The following is a 14,702-nucleotide window of genomic DNA, read 5'->3' on the forward strand; positions in this document are numbered from 1 at the left end:
GGGCCGCCCCCGTAACCCTTCCGGCGCAGCGTCGTTGGACCGGCCATGAAGAAGCGCAGCATGCTCGCCGTCGCCTCGCTCGCCGTGGGTGTCGTGGCCTCCCTCACCGCGCCGAGTGCGCACGCCAGCGCCGTGGGCGGTCAGGAGGGTCTGCCCGGGCCGCTGAGCAGCGCGCCCGAGTTGGTGCCCGGCCAGGTCGGCGACGCGGGTGGTGTCGTCGGGCACGCCACCGGCTTCGTGACCGGGTCGGCGGACGGACTGGTCGGGGTCACCCCCGCCTAGTCACGCCCGCCCGCCGTCTCTCCACGTACCAGGGCCGCCCCGTCCGGTCAGGACATCGGGGCTCCGAGGTCCTGGGTCCAGTAGGTGGTGCCGGTCGGGCTGGTGGCCAGGCCGACGCCGACGTCCTTGAAGCCGCAGTCGAGCATGTTCGACTGGTGGATGCCGCCGTCCATCCAGTGGGCGACGACCGTGGCCGGGGCGGTGGGGCCCCGGTCGAGGTTCTCGCCCCACTGGGACCAGCGGTAGCCGGCGGCGGTGATCCGGGCGTCCGTGCGGACACCGTCCGGGTTGACGTGGTCGAAGAAGCCGCGGGCGGCCATGTCGTCCGAGTACTTCTGCGCGGCGGAGTGCAGCCGGGGATCGATCCGCAGCGGAGCACAACCCACCTTGGCGCGTTCGGCGTTGACCAGGTCGACCAGCTGGCGTTCCGGGTTGGCGACCGGCGCGGGGGCGACCGTACGGGACGGGGTCTGCGTGGGCGTCGGCGTGGGGGTGGCCGTCGCGGTGGGGGTCTCCGTGGGCGTCGGTGTGGGCAACGGCGTCGGGGCGACCGCCACGGGCGCGGGGGCGACGCTCGGGAGGTCCAGGGCGGTGTCCTGGGCGGCTGCAGGGGCGGTCGGCTCCGGTGCGGCCGCCGCCGGGGGCTCGCTGTGCTGCGGCCACACCAGTGCGAGGGTGGTCACGGCCACGGCCGCCGCCGCGCCGCTCGCCAGGACGGCCTTCCGGGCGGCGGTGCCGGCCCAGCCGCCGTGCCCGCAGGCACCGGCATGCGCACCCGCTCCCGTACCGGACCCGGCGCCCGAGCCCGTGCCTGCGCCTGCGCCTGCGCCTGCGCCCGAAGCGGCGCCCGAGCCGGCGGCGCTCTGGGCGGCGACGGCGGCCGCGGTGTGCTGGAAGTGGAGCAGGAGCGGCGAGCCGTGCGGGATCGGCACCAGGGCGAGGCCGGCCAGCAGCCCCTCGGCGGGGAAGAGGTCGCGGCCGAGGCCGTCGCAGCCGGCGCAGCCGCGGATGTGACGGGCTATGCGCTTGCGCCAGACCGAGTTCGGGGTGCCGTCGAATCCGGCGGTCATCTCGGTCAGTTCGGGGCAGCGGGGGTAGGCGCCGAGGGCGCGGACGACGACCCGGCCGGCCTCCAGCTGCTTCTTCATCCGCTGGACGCGGACGGCCGTGTGCGCCGGGCTCAGGTCGAGCGCTTCGGCGAGCTCGGCGCGGGTGAGGTCGCCCGCGGCCTCCAGCCACCACAGGGAGAGCAGTTCGCGGTCGTCGGGGTCGAGCCAGCGGGTCGCTTCGGCGACCTCGCGGCGCTGGCCGGAGAGGCCGAGCCGCAGGATGGTCAGGTCGGTGAAGTCGGCCCTGGGGTCGGCGACCTCCCAGGTCTCGTCCAGCCCGCCGACGGCCTGTTGCAGACCGGCGGCATGACGGCGGCGGACCTGGTTCATGGTGATGGCGACCAGCCAGGAGCGGAACGAGTCCGGGTCGCGGAGCCCGTCCAGACCGTCCAGAGCTCGGATCATGGTCTCCTGCGCGACGTCGTCGACGTCGGCGTGGCCGCCGAGGGCGCGTCCGGCCACGTTGTAGACGAGCGGCAGCCAGGCGGCGACCAGCGCCTCCTGGGCCTGCCGGTCGCCGGCCTGCGCCGCGAGCACCAGGGTGCTCCCGGTCCTGTTCTGCACATCAGCGTTCATGGTCCGCACTCCGTCTTGCCGTGTTTCCGTCCGCCGCTGCCTCCTCGGAGACCTGTGGGGAGTGATCAGATAACAACAATGTGCGCGGAATCGGAAAATCGGCCCGGCCCGGAAGCGGATCGGGCCGGAACGGAGTGTCGTCGGATCGGTTCGGTGGTGTCCGATCGGTTCGTGGTCGGTTTCGTGCTCGGGGCCGGGTTTCGTCGTGGGGGCGGGGTTTCGGGGTCCGGGGTCAGGTTCGGGGGCCGGGTTACGTAACCGAGGCCGGGGCCGGGGGCCGGGGCCGGGGGCCGGGGCCGGGGGCCGGTCAGGCCGGTGCGGCGAACACCTGGGTCCACCACGGACCGCCGGAACCGGTCCGCACGCCCACGCCGAGCTGCTTGAACGCGCAGTTCAGGATGTTGGCGCGGTGGCCCGGGCTGTTCATCCAGGCGTCCATCACCGCGGCCGGGTCCTTCTGGCCGCGGGCGATGTTCTCGCCCCAGGTGCTCCAGCGGTAGCCGGTGGCCTCGATCCGGTGGTCGGCGTGGTAGCCCTCGGGGCTCGCGTGGTCGAAGTAGTTGCGGTTCGCCATGTCGTCGCTGTGCGACTGGGCCGCGGTGGCCAGCTTGGGGTCGGCGGTGACCGGCCCGCAACCGGCCTTGGCGCGCTCGACGTTGACCAGGTCCACGACCGCCTGGGCGTCCGAGGGGGCGGCGCCGCCGCCGACCGGGGTGGCCGGTCCGGTCGCGCTGCGCTGGGCGGCGGCCGCCCCGGCGGGGGTCGCGGTCCGGGTCGCGCTCGCGGTCGCCTTGGCGGCGGTCGCGGAGGGGGTCGGGGTGGCGGTGGCGGTCGCCGTCGGGGTGGGGGTGGCGGTCTCGGTCGGCGTCGCCGGGGCGCTCGGGGTGGCCGCCGGACCGGTCGTGGCCGCCCCGGACGGCGGCACCGGGGCGGTGGCGTTCGCTCCCCCGGCACCGGGGACCTGGATGCCGTCGTGCGTGCCGATCTCGGCCGCGATCAGCACGTCGGCGGCCATCGCCTGGCCCATGACGTCCCGATCGGTCTGCTTGCCGCCGTACGCGGCGTAGCCGGCCCCGGCCAGCGCGGCGATCAGCCCCGTGCCGGCGACGGCCGCGACCACCGCGGTGACCGGCACGAACCCGCCGCGGCGACCCCGCCGGCCGCGGCCGGCGTGCCGCTGGGCGGCCCGCCTCGCGGCCCGGCCACCGGACCGGCCCCGGCCGCCCTCACCGCCGTCGCCCGCGCCTCGGTCACCACCGGTCGCCGGGAGGATGGTCGTCCTGTCGTCGCTGTTCACGTGGTCACGCTTCCTGTTCCGGGTCGGCTGGTCGAGTGTCGACACCTGGGAGACCTCCCGGCGGCGGGCGGATAACAGAAAGTCCGAACGAATGTCCGGCGATCCGGTCACCATCTCAGCGCATCGGGGCGTCCGGGGCCATGTCGTAGGTGAGGAACTGGGTCCGAACGGCGACCTGGTCGTACTTGCCACGGGCCCGGTAGTTGGTCTCGGAGGTGATCCACCGGACGGTGTTCCAGCCGCGCTCGGCGGCGATCTCCCGCAGCCGGGCCAGCAGCTGGTCCACCGCCCCGCCGCCCCGGACGTCCGGCGCGACGAAGAGGTCGTCCAGGAAGCAGCCGACGGCCCCGTGCAGCGGACGGGCGAACGGCCGGTAGTGGGCGAGCCCGACCGGCGTCCCGTCGCCGTCCCGCACCAGCAGACCGTCCAGCTCGTGGTCCTTGTCGGTGAGCCAGGACCACACCAGCTCGGCCTTCTCCTCGGGGCACGGCAACCGGTAGAACTCGCAGTACCCGCGGAAGAGTTCACGCCAGGCGGTGAACTCGTCGGCCTCGGGCGCGCCCACGCTCCAGCGGACGGTGGGGGTGTCGCTCATATCGGTCTCCTCGGGGTCGGGGCGGCTTGCGGGCCCAGCATGACGCCCCGTCGGCCCGCATCCGATCTCCACTCCGGCCAAGACCACCGGCCCGGCACTCCACTCCGGCACTTGGGAAGGCGGGCCGCACCGGGTCGTCCCCGTGGGCCCGTGGGCCGGTCCCACGGGCGGGCCGCCACCCGTCGGGTGCGGCAACGGAGGGTCCTCACCGGATGCGCAGGGTGCGCACCGGACGGAGGGTCCTCACCGGATCCGCAGGGTGCGCACCGGACGGAGGGCGCTCACCGGATGAGCCGGGTGCCGCGCCGAGCGGCGGTGCGGCCGGCGGCCGGTGGCCGCCGCAAGGGGGTACCCCGCCCGCAGGGCTGCTGAGGCGCGGGCCGCCGGGGGCGCGGATGCTGGGTGGAGGAGGTGGTGTGGTGGCGGGGCTGGAGAGGTTGGCGGCGGCGTCGCGGGCGGTGGCCACGGAGCCGGGGCGGCGGGCGAAGACGGGGTTGCTGGCCGGGTGTCTGCGGGAGTTGGGGCCGGTGGAGGCGCCGGCGGCGGTGGCCCTGCTGTCCGGAGAGTCGCAGCGGCTGCGGACCGGGGTCGGGCCGGCGGCGCTGCGCGGTTTGCCGGAGCCGGCCGGCGAGGCGTCGCTCGGGGTGCGGGAGGTGGAGCACGAGCTGGAGCGGATCGCGGGGGTGCACGGCGCCGGGGCGCAGGCCGAGCGGCGGCGGCTGTTGCACGGCCTGTTCGGGCGGGCGACCGGGGAGGAGCAGGGGTTCCTGCGGGCGGTACTGGTCGGGGACCTGCGGCAGGGGGCACTGGACGCGGTGGTCGGGGAGGCCGTGGCGCAGGCGGCGGGGGTGCCCTCGGCGGCGGTGCGGCGGGCGCTGATGTTCCGGGGTTCGGCCCGGGCGGTGGCGGAGGCGGCGCTGACCGGCGGGGAGGCCGCGCTGAGGGCGTTCCGACTGGAGGTGGGACGGGCCGTGCGGCCGATGCTGGCCGCCTCCGCGCCGGACGTCGCCTCGGCGCTGGAGCGCACCGGTCCGGCCGCGCTGGAGTGGAAGCTGGACGGGATCCGGGTGCAGGTTCACCGGGACGGCGACGAGGTCGCGGTGTTCACCCGCAGCCTGGACGACATCACCGCGCGCGTCCCCGAGGTGGCGCAGGCCGCGCTCGCGCTGCCGCTGCGCTCGGCGGTGCTGGACGGCGAGGCGATCGCACTCGGCGCGGACGGGCGGCCGCGCCCGTTCCAGGAGACCGCCGCGCGCACCGCGGCCCGGCGCGACCCGGAGCGACTGCGCGCCGAAGTCCCGCTCAGTGTCTTCTTCTTCGACCTGCTGCACCGGGACGGCGAGGACCTGGTGGACCGCCCGGGCCGGGAGCGCTGGGCGGCGCTGGCCGAGGCGGCACCGGCGGACCTGCGGGTGACGCGCACCGAGACCGGGGACCGCGACCTGGCCCTGGCCTTCTTCCGGGACACGCTGGCCCTCGGCCACGAGGGCGTGCTGGTGAAGGACCCGTCGGCGCCGTACGCGGCCGGGCGCCGCGGCATCGGCTGGATCAAGGTGAAGCCCCGGCACACCCTCGACCTGGTCGTGCTGGCCGCCGAGTGGGGCAGCGGGCGGCGGCGCGGGTTCCTCAGCAACCTGCACCTGGGCGCCCGGGCGGCGGGCGAGCCGGGGCTCGGCCCCTGGGTGATGCTCGGCAAGACCTTCAAGGGCCTCACCGACGAGACGCTCGCCCGGCAGACCGTCGAGCTGCTCGCCCGGGAGACCGAGCGGGACGCCTGGACGGTACGGGTCCGTCCGGAGCTGGTGGTCGAGATCGCCTTCGACGGTCTGCAGCGCAGCCCCCGCTACCCCGCCGGCCTCGCCCTGCGGTTCGCCCGGGTGGTGCGCTACCGGCCGGACAAGGACGCCGCCGAGGCCGACACCATCGCGACCGTGCGGGAGATCGCCGCCGCCGAGGGACTGTCGTCGTGAACCCGCCCCGGGGGCGGCCGAACCACTGCTTGTCGGGGTTGCGTCAATTCAAACCCGCTGCGCCGCACGGGCGTTCTGACGTGGGCCGAATCGGCCATTCTCAAGGATCCCGCCACCGCCCCCTCCGTGGACGGAGCAGCGGCGGTTAGGTTGGCAATGACAACGAGAGGCGGCCGCCGGGCAGCCGGCGGCGCACTGGCGAAAGGTGCCCGACCATGCGGGTGAACGTCGACCGGGACCGCTGCTGCAGCTCCGGGATGTGCGTCGTGAACGTTCCCGAGGTCTTCGACCAGGACGAGCAGGACAGTCTGGTGAGACTCCGTCAGACCACCTTCCGGCCCGACCAGTTCGCCGACCTGCGACTCGCCGCCCAGCTCTGCCCGGGCGGCGCGATCACCGTGACCGAGGACGAACCCGCCGCGACCGGCGACTGACCACCCCACCAGCCCGCGCCCCCACCACGACGTGCCCCCGCCACACCCCAGGCCCACCGCGCCCCGACCCCACCGCGAGGAGCGGGCCCGCCGGACCACGGCGGTCGAGCTGCACCGGAGAACACCCACGCAAGGAGCCGCACCTTGACGAGCACACCCACCACCCCCACCACACCCACCACCCCTGCCCCCACGACCACCGGCACCACCGGCACCACCGGCACCACCGCCGTCCGGATCCCGGCGCCGCACTCGGCCGGCTGCCCGTTCGGCCCGCCCCCCGCGTACACCGACGCCGCCGCCACCGCCGCCGTCACCCGCGCCGACCTGCCGGGGGGCGAGTCCTGCTGGCTGGCCACCGGCTACACCGAGGTCCGCACCGTCCTGTCCGACCGCCGGTTCAGCGCGGACGCGCGCCACCCCAGCTTCCCGCTGCTGGTCCCCGGCAGCCGGAAGATCATCGCCGCGAACCCGAGCTTCCTGCGGCTGGACGACCCCGAGCACGCCCGGCTGCGCCGGATGGTCACCGGGGACTTCCTGGTCAAGCGGGTCGAGGCGATGCGACCGGCCGTCCAGCGGATCGTGGACGAGGCGCTGGACGCGATGACGCTCGGCCGCACCGAGGCCGACCTGGTCGCCGACTTCGCCCTGCCCGTCCCCTCGCTGGTGATCTGCCTGCTGCTCGGAGTCCCCTACGAGGACCGCGAGTTCTTCCAGGCCGTCAGCCGGACCCTGCTCAGCAGCGACAACACCCTGGAGAAGCTCTTCGAGGCGCAGCAGGAGCTGCTGGACTACCTGAGCGCGCTGGCGGCCCGCAAGCGGGAGCAGCCGGAGGACGACATCCTGAGCCGGCTCGCCGTCCGGGACGACCTGACCGCGCGCGACGTCGCGAGCACCGGCCTGCTGCTGCTGATCGCCGGGCACGAGACCACCGCGAACATGATCTCGCTGTCCACCGCGCTGCTGCTGGACCGGCCCGACCAGGTCGCCAGGCTGGCGGACCCGGCCGCGCTGCCCGGCGCCGTGGAGGAACTGCTGCGCCACCTCACCATCGTGCACACCGGGCTGCCCCGGGTGGCCCTGGAGGACGTGCAGCTCGGCGCCACGACGATCAGGGCCGGCGAGGGCGTGATCGCGATGATCTCCACCGCCAACCGGGACGAAGCGGTGTTCGGCGACGCCGACCGGCGACCCGCCGACGAGCTGGACCTGGACCGGGACGCCCGGCGGCACATGGCCTTCGGCTTCGGCGTGCACCAGTGCCTCGGCCAGCCGCTGGCCCGCGCCGAGCTGCAGATCGCCCTGGCCACTCTGTTCCGGCGGCTGCCCGACCTGCGGCTCGCGGTGCCGCGCGCTGAGCTGGCGTTCCGCACCGAGTCGTTCATCCACGGCATGCGGTCGCTGCCCGTGACCTGGTGACCCCACCCGGTCGGGATCCGGACCCGAGGCGCCCGCGGCCCCCGTTCCCCGGTCATCCGGCTGGCCCCGGCGCCGGGGCGGGGGCAGGCTGGAAGGGCGCAAGAGAACCCGGCCCGGCCGCGCCCGCGGCTCGGCGCACCCGGACCGGCCGAGGAAACGGAGCCCACGATGACCGACATGAGCGACCGGTCCGAGGTGAGCACCGACCGCGACGAGGACGTCCGCGCTGCGGACCCCGAGGAGGGCGTCACCTCGATGCAGAACCTGCACGCGCAGGACACCTCGCAGGCGGAAGGCGACGCCATGCTGGACGAACCCGGCCGGCTCGACTGACCGTCCGCCGCCGTACCGACTCGACCGCCCGGTGGGACCGGGCGGTCGCCGCGACCGCAGGTGTCGCTGCCCGGGTGGCGACTCACCGGCGGGGGAGGATAGGCGCATGACCGAACACGACCAAGGCAATCGGCAGGCCCGGCCGCCCGCGGACCCGCGCGCGTCGTGGGCGACCTGGACCACCCAGTCGATCATCAGCGGCCCCGGAGGGGTCACCACCTCCGAGGTCGGCCCGATCTCCGGCGACCTCACCGTGCACACCACCTGGGTGGACGGCGAGGCGCGGCTGACCGTCCAGTACACCGGTGCGCTGGACTGGTACACGGTGTCCGGCAGCCCGGTGCCGGCCGCCGACGAGACCACCGCCCGGGCAATACACCAGGCGATGGTGAACGGCGTCAAGACGGGCCGGGGCGCGGGGGCCCCACCACCGCCGGCGTCCTGACCGCGTCGGACGTCCCGACCACGGGGGCGGAGGCGCCGGGGGTTCCGGAACCCTACGGCGCCTCCTCGCCCTCCGGCGGCGTGATGCCCTCCGTCGCGGCGCCCTCCGCCGGCGTGCCCGTCGGCGTGCTGCCCCCGGCCGTCGTCCCCTTCACCCTCCCGCCCTTCACCGTCGCGCCCTTCACCGTCGCGCCCTTCGGCGTCGGCGCGGCCGCGGTCCAGTAGGCGCGGTCGGCCGGCCGGCGGGCGCGCAGGTCCACCCGGACCTCGCCGGCCAGCCGACGGGTCTCGCGCCGGTTCATGGTGGCGCCGATGCCAGCCCCGACCAGCAGCGGGGTCATCGCGGGCAGGTGGCGCAGGGAACTGCGGGTGAGCCGACGGCCCAGCTGCTTGCGGACCTCCGCGCCGATCGCCAGCGCGGCGAAGCCGGCCGGCCGGACCAGCAGGTTCGCGTCGATCCCGCGGCGGTTGGCCCAGGCCCCGACGTACGCTCCGGCCCGCTGGGAGACGGTGCCCTGCGCCGGGACGCCGTAGACCTCGTGCAGTTCGGCGATCAGTTTGATCTCCACGGCCGCCACCGCGATCGTCTCGGCCGCGATCTCCACCGGCATCGCGGGCGGAACCGGCATCATCGCGGCCGCGCCGACGCCCGCCCCGAGCGCGCCGGAGGCCCGGACGGCTCCGGCGACCAGGCGGTCGGCCAGCTCCTCGGGGAAGGCCGCGCCGGGGTGCTGCGCCCGCAGGGTGGCGAGGTCGCGCACCGGGATCCGCGGGGCGGCCTGCAGCAGCTGCTCGGTGAGGGCCCTGCTGCCGTACGCCGCCCTCCGGGCCGCTCCCCGGGCGGCCCGCCCGCCGGTGCCGAGCAGCCGGGCGGTGTGCGCCACGACGGCCCGGCCCCGGCCGCGCTGTCGCGCCTCGTACGCGGCGGCCGGCTGCTCGCCGACGGGCCGCTCGGCCTCCTCGACCAGTTCGGCGAGCTGTTCGCCCAGGTCCGGCTCGGGGGTCGGCCGGGAACGGCCCGGCCTGCGGAAGACTGCCATGGGAATCAGGTACCCGCGGGGCGAGGACGCTAGTCGGCGCTCGCCGGCGAGTCGGTGACCTCGACCCCGCGCCAGAACGCGACCCGGCCGCGCACGTGCTCGGCCGCGGGCTCCGGGTCGGCGTAGAACCACGCGGCATCGGGGTTGGTCCGCCCGTCCACGTCGAGGGTGTAGTAGCCGGCGGTGCCCTTCCAGCCGCAGACCGTGGTCGTCCCGGAGGGCCGCAGGTACTCCGTGCGGACCGACTCGGCCGGGAAGTAGTGGTTTCCCTCGACGACGACGGTGTCCTCGCTCTCGGCGATGACGATGCCCTGCCAACTCGCTGTGGTCATGAGGTCATTGTGCCCGACGGGCGATCACCGCGGGCGCCGTTCAGGGCAGCCCGATCGGCCCGGAGACGAACGGCCCGGAGACGAACGGCCCGGGACCGAACGGCCCGGGACCGAACGGCCCGGGACCGAACGATCCTGGACCGGGCGATCCGGGACCGAACGATCCGAGGTCGGCCGGTCAGGGGTCGGCCGGTCAGGGGAGCGGGTGGGCGTGGACGGGCAGGTGCGGGCTCTGGTGGCCGCCGCTGGCGAGCATCCGGACCTCGCCGGTGTCGCTGATCTCGGCCCGGACGATGCCGCTCTCGTCCTCGTACACCGGATGCCCGCCCGGGCCCGTCGCGCTGGTCCGGCTGACCACCACGACGTCCTGCGGGGCCTGGGTGCCCGGGGTGCCGGGGAAGGTGAGGGCGTAACGCATGGCGGGGTTCATCACCGGATCCTGCTCCCTGTCGGCGTGCGTCCGCGAACGCACGCTCCGATCCACGGACGCCGGTTGCGATCCACGGCGCGGTCCGCTCCGGCCGCTCCGGCCCGGTCACCCGGCGGCGACCTCGGCGGCCCGGGCGTGCGAGCCGCGGACCTCCAGCTCGGCGAGCAGCCGGGCGGTGGCCTCCGCGACCGCGTCCACGGCCCGGTCGAAGGCCTCCCGGTTGTGCGCGGCCGGGGCGCGGAAGCCGGAGACCTTCCGGACGTACTGCAGGGCGGCGGCGCGGAAGTCGTCCTCGCCGGCGTCGGGGGTCACGGGCGGTCGCAGCGTCTTGATGTTGCGGCACATGCACCCAGTCTCGCGCGCGCGGGCCCCACCGGCGACTTCCTCGCGTCACACGCACCTCACGGGGGCGTCATCCGACCGGATTAGGATGCCGGACGAACGAATTCGTCCGCCGCGCGCTCCCCAGGTCGTCGGCTTCACCCCGGAGTCACCCCCTTGCCTCTCGCGCTGCTCGCGCTGGCCGTCACCGCGTTCGCCATCGGCACCACCGAATTCGCCGCCATGGGCCTGCTCCCCCAGGTCGCCGACAGCCTCCACGTCTCGATCCCGCAGGCGGGCTGGCTGATCTCGGCGTACGCGCTCGGGGTGGTGGTCGGCGCGCCGCTGCTCACCGCGCTGGCGGCCGGCCGGCCGCGCAAGGCGGTGCTGGTGGCGCTGGCCGGGCTGTTCGCCACCGGCAACCTGCTGTGCGCGCTCGCGCCCGACTTCTGGACCCTGGCCGCCGCACGGCTGGTCACCGGGCTGCCGCACGGGGCGTTCTTCGGCGCCGGCGCGGTGGCCGCGGCCGAGCTGGTGGCACCCGACCGGCGGGCCCGCGCGGTGGCGGTGATGTTCTCGGGACTGACCGTGGCCAACATCGTCGGCGTCCCGGCCGCGACCCTGCTCGGGCAGCACCTGGGCTGGCGGGCGACCATGCTGGTGGTCGTGCTGATCGCCGCCGCCGGGACGCTCGCCATCGCCCGGCTGGTGCCCGCGCTGCCCTCCCCCGGCCAGTCCGGGCTCCGGCACGAGCTGCGGGCCTTCCGCAGCGGGCAGCTGTGGCTGGCGCTGGCCACCGTGGTGTTCGGCTGCGGCGGCTTCTTCGCCTGCTACAGCTACATCGCGCCGCTGCTCACCGAGGTCTCCGGCTACGCCACCGGGTCCGTGACCCTGGTGCTGGCGCTGTTCGGGGTCGGGATGACGATCGGCAACGTGCTCGGCGGGTTCGCCGCGGACCGGGCGCTGCGGCCGACGGTCTGCGCGGCGTTCGTGCTGCTCTCCGCCACCCTGGCGCTGTTCGCGGTGACCGCGCACGCCCGGTGGTCGGCGGCCGTGACCGTGGTGCTGATCGGACTGTTCGGCTTCGCGATCGTGCCGGCGGTGCAGACCCTGGTGCTGCAGAAGGCGCGCAGCGCGCCGACGCTGGCCTCGGCGACCGTCCAGGGCGCCTTCAACCTGGCCAACGCCCAGGGCGCCTACTTCGGCGGGCTGGCCCTGGACGCCGGGCTCGGCTGGACCGCGCCGACGCTGGTGGGCGCTGGCCTCGCCGCCTCGGGCGCGCTGGTCGCGGTGCTGGCCTGGGCGGCCGACCGGCAGCGGCCCGCCCCCGCCGTCGCGGAACCGGCCGCCGCCCCTGCCGCGGTGGTGACGGGCTAGCGGATCTCGATCTCCCGGTGGGCGTCGGCGAGCAGTCGGTAGCCCTCGCCGTTGGCCTTGATGCCCGTCCGCTCCTCCTCGCTCAGCTCCCGGCGGACCTTCGCCGGGACGCCCGCGACCAGCGAGCCGGGCGGGACGACCATGCCCTGCGGCACCACCGCGCCGGCCGCGACCAGCGAACCGGTGCCGATCCGGGCGCCGTTCAGCACGGTGGCGTTCATGCCCACCAGGACGTCGTCCTCGACGGTGCAGCCGTGCAGCACCGCGTTGTGGCCGACCGAGATCCGCTCGCCGACCACCAGCGGGAAGCCGGGGTCGGCGTGCAGGGTGCAGTTGTCCTGGATGTTGCTGCCCGCGCCGACGCTGACGGACTCGGCGTCGCCGCGCAGCACCGCGCCGTACCAGATGCTCGCGCCCGGGGCGACGGTCACGTCCCCGACCACGACGGCGTTCGGCGCGACGAAGGCGCCCGGGTCGACGGCGGGCTCCCTGCCCCCGACTGCGGCGATCAGCGGCTCTGCCATGTCTCGTCCTCCTGGTGACGGTCGGCCGTGGTGTCGCCGTCAGCGTAGGGGGTCGGTCACGGTGCCGGGAGGGCGAGGTCGGGAGCGGGATCGGGTGCGGGTGCGGGTGCGGCCGTTCCGGTCGGCGGGCCGCACAGCGCGGTCGTGACCACCTTCTGCCAGGCCGCGTTGGCGGCGTCCTGGTCCCGGATGTCGTAGACGGTGGTGTTCCCGGCGAACTGGCGCCTGCCGTCCGCCGAACCCAGCATCATCGTGACGTAGCCGGGGACACCTCCGACGTGGCCCCAGAAGGTGCCGCAGGGGGTGTCCACCCGCTGCAGGCCGAGACCGTAGGACCGGCCCCCGCCGTGGGCGGTGGTCTGCTGCATGGCGGCGAGTTCGGTCGGGCGCAGCAGGCGGCCGCCGAGCAGGGCCCCGAGGAAGGCGGTCAGGTCGGCGGTGGTGGAGATGCCGGCGCCGGCGGAGCCCGCCATCGTGGGGTCGAGCAGGGTGACGTCGACCGGTCCGGTGTCCGTCCTGTCGTAGCCGTCGGCGTGGGGGCCGGGGATGACGGGCGAGCCGCCGGGCATCCAGGTGTCCCTGAGGCCGAGCGGGCGGATGATCCTGCGGGTCACCTCCTCGGTCCAGGGGCGGCCGGTGAGCTTCTCGACGATCATGCCGATCAGGACGTAGTTGGTGTTGGAGTACTGCCAGTCCGCTCCGGGCGGGAAGGCGGGCGGGTAACGGCGGGAGACGTCGACCAGGTCCCGGAGGGTGTAGTGCGTGAAGCGGCCGCCGTCGAGCCACTCCGGCCGCTGGTGGTCGAAGGCCGGGTCCTGGGTGTAGTCGGCGACGCCGCTGGTGTGGTCGAGCAGCTGCCGGACGGTGATCTCCGTGCTGTTCGGGACGATGCCGGGCAGCAGGCACTCCAGCCGGTCGTCGAGGTCCAGGCGGTGCTCGCCGACGAGCTGGAGCAGCGTGGTGGCGACGAAGGTCTTGGTGGCGCTGCCGATCCGGAAGGCCCCGCGGGGGTCGGCGGGTTCGCCGGTGGTGAGGTCGGCGACGCCGGTGGCGTTGCGCCAGACCAGCCGGCCGTCCTGGCGCACGGCGGCGAGGGCCGAGGTGGCGTAGCCGGGGTCGGTCATCCCGGCGAGGGCCGCGTCGGCGGCCTGCCAGCCGGTACGGCGTTCCGGGGTGTCGGCGGTCGAGGGGCGGACGGCGATCCGGCCGTGGGCGTCGCCGCAGCCGGCGGCGGCCGGGAGGCCGAGGGGCCGGGCGACGGCTGCCGGGGCGAGTGCGGCGAGCAGGCCCGCGCCGACGGCGGCGACGACGGCGGTGCGCAGGGCCGGGCGGTGGCGCCCGGTCGTCGGAGCGGTCCTGACGGCTGTCGGGGCGGCGGTCATGCCGGTCTCCCTGGTCTGGGTCACGGGAGGGTCGACCGGGTTGTGGGCCCGGGTTCCTGACACCATGCCAGAGTTCGGGCCGGCCGCCCCCGCGCCACGGGGCGGAGGGCGACCCGGAACGGACCCGGAGCCGTCACCCCGAGACGTCTCGGGGTGACGGCTCCGGGTCCGGCCGCGGGTTCGACGACGGTGGCGGGCCGGGGCGTCGGGCCGGGGCGTCAGGCCACCGGGGCGTGCTTGCGCAGGACCTCGATGAACGCCCGCAGCCACGCCGGGTGGTCGGGCCAGGCGCGCGCGGAGACGACCACGCCGTCCACCACGGCCTCGCTCTCGACGAACTCGGCGCCCGCGGCCTTGATGTCCGGGGCCAGCGCCGGGTAGGCGGAGGTGCGGCGGCCGTCCAGGACCCCGGCGGCGGCGGTGATCAGCGGGCCGTGGCAGATCTGTGCGACCGGCTTGTCGCCGGTGAAGAAGTGCTGCGCGATCCGCTGCACGTCGGGGTTGTTGCGCAGGTACTCGGGGGCGCGGCCGCCGGGGATGACCAGGGCCGCGTAGTCGGCCGGGTCGACGTCGGCGAGCGCGATGTCGGCGGGCCAGCTGTAGCCGGGCTTCTCGGTGTAGGTGTCGTAGCCCTCGACGAAGTCGTGCACCACGAACTGCAGGCGCTTCTTGGTCGGTGCCGCGATGTCGACCTGGTAGCCCTCCTCGCGCAGCCGCTGGTAGGGGTAGAACACCTCCAGCGATTCGGCGGCGTCCCCGGTGACGAGCAGGATCTTCGGTGCCATCGTCGGCATCCCTCCGTGTGATCGGACGTCAGGTCCCGTGCGGGCGGCGGGT

Annotated in this window: 17 protein-coding genes; 7 read left to right on the top strand and 10 right to left on the bottom strand. The window is 75.3% G+C overall.

Annotated elements, in window-relative coordinates:
- Nucleotides 1–45: 45 nt before the first annotated feature.
- Nucleotides 46–282 (top strand): hypothetical protein, encoded by a 237-nt coding sequence (locus tag ACIGG8_RS09495; protein ID WP_396546679.1) that lies wholly within the window; start codon nucleotides 46–48, stop codon nucleotides 280–282.
- Nucleotides 283–329: 47 nt separating this feature from the next.
- Here the strand turns inward: ACIGG8_RS09495 and ACIGG8_RS09500 are convergent, their stop codons facing one another.
- The 3 genes from ACIGG8_RS09500 to ACIGG8_RS09510 form a co-directional block, all read right to left on the bottom strand.
- Entirely contained in the window at nucleotides 330–1,967 is a 1,638-nt protein-coding gene (locus ACIGG8_RS09500; RefSeq protein ID WP_396546680.1) for a sigma-70 family RNA polymerase sigma factor, read from the bottom strand.
- 307 nt (nucleotides 1,968–2,274) lie between these two features.
- Nucleotides 2,275–3,264 (bottom strand): CAP domain-containing protein, encoded by a 990-nt coding sequence (locus ACIGG8_RS09505; RefSeq protein ID WP_396546682.1) that lies wholly within the window; start codon nucleotides 3,262–3,264, stop codon nucleotides 2,275–2,277.
- A gap of 115 nt (nucleotides 3,265–3,379) precedes the next feature.
- Entirely contained in the window at nucleotides 3,380–3,859 is a 480-nt protein-coding gene (locus tag ACIGG8_RS09510; protein WP_396546684.1) for a GNAT family N-acetyltransferase, read from the bottom strand.
- Nucleotides 3,860–4,254: 395 nt separating this feature from the next.
- Here ACIGG8_RS09510 and ACIGG8_RS09515 point away from each other — a divergent pair, with 395 nt between their 5' ends.
- From ACIGG8_RS09515 to ACIGG8_RS09535, 5 genes are all read left to right on the top strand, one after another.
- Nucleotides 4,255–5,829, top strand: a complete 1,575-nt coding sequence (locus ACIGG8_RS09515) for an ATP-dependent DNA ligase (protein WP_396546686.1) — start codon at nucleotides 4,255–4,257, stop codon at nucleotides 5,827–5,829.
- 215 nt (nucleotides 5,830–6,044) lie between these two features.
- Nucleotides 6,045–6,263, top strand: a complete 219-nt coding sequence (locus ACIGG8_RS09520) for a ferredoxin (RefSeq protein WP_350520330.1) — start codon at nucleotides 6,045–6,047, stop codon at nucleotides 6,261–6,263.
- A gap of 237 nt (nucleotides 6,264–6,500) precedes the next feature.
- A complete protein-coding gene (locus ACIGG8_RS09525) occupies nucleotides 6,501–7,682 on the top strand; it encodes a cytochrome P450 (RefSeq protein ID WP_396546766.1) in 1,182 nt (393 codons plus the stop codon).
- A gap of 168 nt (nucleotides 7,683–7,850) precedes the next feature.
- Nucleotides 7,851–8,015 carry a hypothetical protein gene (locus tag ACIGG8_RS09530; RefSeq protein WP_350520331.1) on the top strand — a complete coding sequence of 55 codons (165 nt, stop codon included), beginning with the start codon at nucleotides 7,851–7,853 and terminating at the stop codon, nucleotides 8,013–8,015.
- Nucleotides 8,016–8,121: 106 nt separating this feature from the next.
- Entirely contained in the window at nucleotides 8,122–8,460 is a 339-nt protein-coding gene (locus ACIGG8_RS09535; protein WP_350520332.1) for a hypothetical protein, read from the top strand.
- 52 nt (nucleotides 8,461–8,512) lie between these two features.
- On the opposite strand, the gene ACIGG8_RS09540 is transcribed toward ACIGG8_RS09535, so the two are convergent.
- The 4 genes from ACIGG8_RS09540 to ACIGG8_RS09555 form a co-directional block, all read right to left on the bottom strand.
- Nucleotides 8,513–9,499, bottom strand: a complete 987-nt coding sequence (locus ACIGG8_RS09540; protein ID WP_396546689.1) for a hypothetical protein — start codon at nucleotides 9,497–9,499, stop codon at nucleotides 8,513–8,515.
- A 29-nt stretch (nucleotides 9,500–9,528) separates the two neighbouring features.
- Nucleotides 9,529–9,831 (bottom strand): DUF427 domain-containing protein, encoded by a 303-nt coding sequence (locus ACIGG8_RS09545; RefSeq protein ID WP_396546690.1) that lies wholly within the window; start codon nucleotides 9,829–9,831, stop codon nucleotides 9,529–9,531.
- Nucleotides 9,832–10,024: 193 nt separating this feature from the next.
- A complete protein-coding gene (locus tag ACIGG8_RS09550) occupies nucleotides 10,025–10,261 on the bottom strand; it encodes a DUF6296 family protein (protein ID WP_396546691.1) in 237 nt (78 codons plus the stop codon).
- A 105-nt stretch (nucleotides 10,262–10,366) separates the two neighbouring features.
- Nucleotides 10,367–10,606, bottom strand: a complete 240-nt coding sequence (locus ACIGG8_RS09555) for a DUF2277 domain-containing protein (RefSeq protein WP_396546693.1) — start codon at nucleotides 10,604–10,606, stop codon at nucleotides 10,367–10,369.
- A 153-nt stretch (nucleotides 10,607–10,759) separates the two neighbouring features.
- Between ACIGG8_RS09555 and ACIGG8_RS09560 the strand changes: the two genes are divergently transcribed.
- Nucleotides 10,760–11,959: an MFS transporter gene (locus ACIGG8_RS09560; RefSeq protein ID WP_396546695.1), complete on the top strand. Its 1,200-nt coding sequence runs from the start codon at nucleotides 10,760–10,762 to the stop codon at nucleotides 11,957–11,959.
- Here the strand turns inward: ACIGG8_RS09560 and ACIGG8_RS09565 are convergent.
- The 3 genes from ACIGG8_RS09565 to ACIGG8_RS09575 form a co-directional block, all read right to left on the bottom strand.
- A complete protein-coding gene (locus ACIGG8_RS09565; RefSeq protein WP_396546697.1) occupies nucleotides 11,956–12,483 on the bottom strand; it encodes a gamma carbonic anhydrase family protein in 528 nt (175 codons plus the stop codon). The genes ACIGG8_RS09560 and ACIGG8_RS09565 overlap by 4 nt on opposite strands.
- Nucleotides 12,484–12,539: 56 nt before the next feature.
- Entirely contained in the window at nucleotides 12,540–13,865 is a 1,326-nt protein-coding gene (locus tag ACIGG8_RS09570) for a serine hydrolase domain-containing protein (protein WP_396546698.1), read from the bottom strand.
- 218 nt (nucleotides 13,866–14,083) lie between these two features.
- Nucleotides 14,084–14,650 (bottom strand): DJ-1/PfpI family protein, encoded by a 567-nt coding sequence (locus ACIGG8_RS09575; protein WP_350526351.1) that lies wholly within the window; start codon nucleotides 14,648–14,650, stop codon nucleotides 14,084–14,086.
- Nucleotides 14,651–14,702 lie beyond the last annotated feature (52 nt).

The sequence above is a fragment of the Kitasatospora sp. NPDC085464 genome (assembly GCF_044541955.1).
Classification (GTDB): Bacteria; Actinomycetota; Actinomycetes; order Streptomycetales; family Streptomycetaceae; genus Kitasatospora.

What these genes read in the sequence shown, in the direction of transcription:
- ACIGG8_RS09570 (WP_396546698.1), bottom strand. Translation starts at nt 13,865, where the DNA reads ATGACCGCCGCCCCGACAGCCGTCAGGACCGCTCCGACGACCGGGCGC.
- ACIGG8_RS09500 (WP_396546680.1), bottom strand. Translation starts at nt 1,967, where the DNA reads ATGAACGCTGATGTGCAGAACAGGACCGGGAGCACCCTGGTGCTCGCG.
- ACIGG8_RS09515 (WP_396546686.1), top strand. Translation starts at nt 4,255, where the DNA reads ATGCTGGGTGGAGGAGGTGGTGTGGTGGCGGGGCTGGAGAGGTTGGCG.
- ACIGG8_RS09555 (WP_396546693.1), bottom strand. Translation starts at nt 10,606, where the DNA reads ATGTGCCGCAACATCAAGACGCTGCGACCGCCCGTGACCCCCGACGCC.
- ACIGG8_RS09540 (WP_396546689.1), bottom strand. Translation starts at nt 9,499, where the DNA reads ATGGCAGTCTTCCGCAGGCCGGGCCGTTCCCGGCCGACCCCCGAGCCG.
- ACIGG8_RS09510 (WP_396546684.1), bottom strand. Translation starts at nt 3,859, where the DNA reads ATGAGCGACACCCCCACCGTCCGCTGGAGCGTGGGCGCGCCCGAGGCC.
- ACIGG8_RS09495 (WP_396546679.1), top strand. Translation starts at nt 46, where the DNA reads ATGAAGAAGCGCAGCATGCTCGCCGTCGCCTCGCTCGCCGTGGGTGTC.
- ACIGG8_RS09565 (WP_396546697.1), bottom strand. Translation starts at nt 12,483, where the DNA reads ATGGCAGAGCCGCTGATCGCCGCAGTCGGGGGCAGGGAGCCCGCCGTC.
- ACIGG8_RS09550 (WP_396546691.1), bottom strand. Translation starts at nt 10,261, where the DNA reads ATGAACCCCGCCATGCGTTACGCCCTCACCTTCCCCGGCACCCCGGGC.
- ACIGG8_RS09520 (WP_350520330.1), top strand. Translation starts at nt 6,045, where the DNA reads ATGCGGGTGAACGTCGACCGGGACCGCTGCTGCAGCTCCGGGATGTGC.
- ACIGG8_RS09530 (WP_350520331.1), top strand. Translation starts at nt 7,851, where the DNA reads ATGACCGACATGAGCGACCGGTCCGAGGTGAGCACCGACCGCGACGAG.
- ACIGG8_RS09535 (WP_350520332.1), top strand. Translation starts at nt 8,122, where the DNA reads ATGACCGAACACGACCAAGGCAATCGGCAGGCCCGGCCGCCCGCGGAC.
- ACIGG8_RS09575 (WP_350526351.1), bottom strand. Translation starts at nt 14,650, where the DNA reads ATGGCACCGAAGATCCTGCTCGTCACCGGGGACGCCGCCGAATCGCTG.
- ACIGG8_RS09545 (WP_396546690.1), bottom strand. Translation starts at nt 9,831, where the DNA reads ATGACCACAGCGAGTTGGCAGGGCATCGTCATCGCCGAGAGCGAGGAC.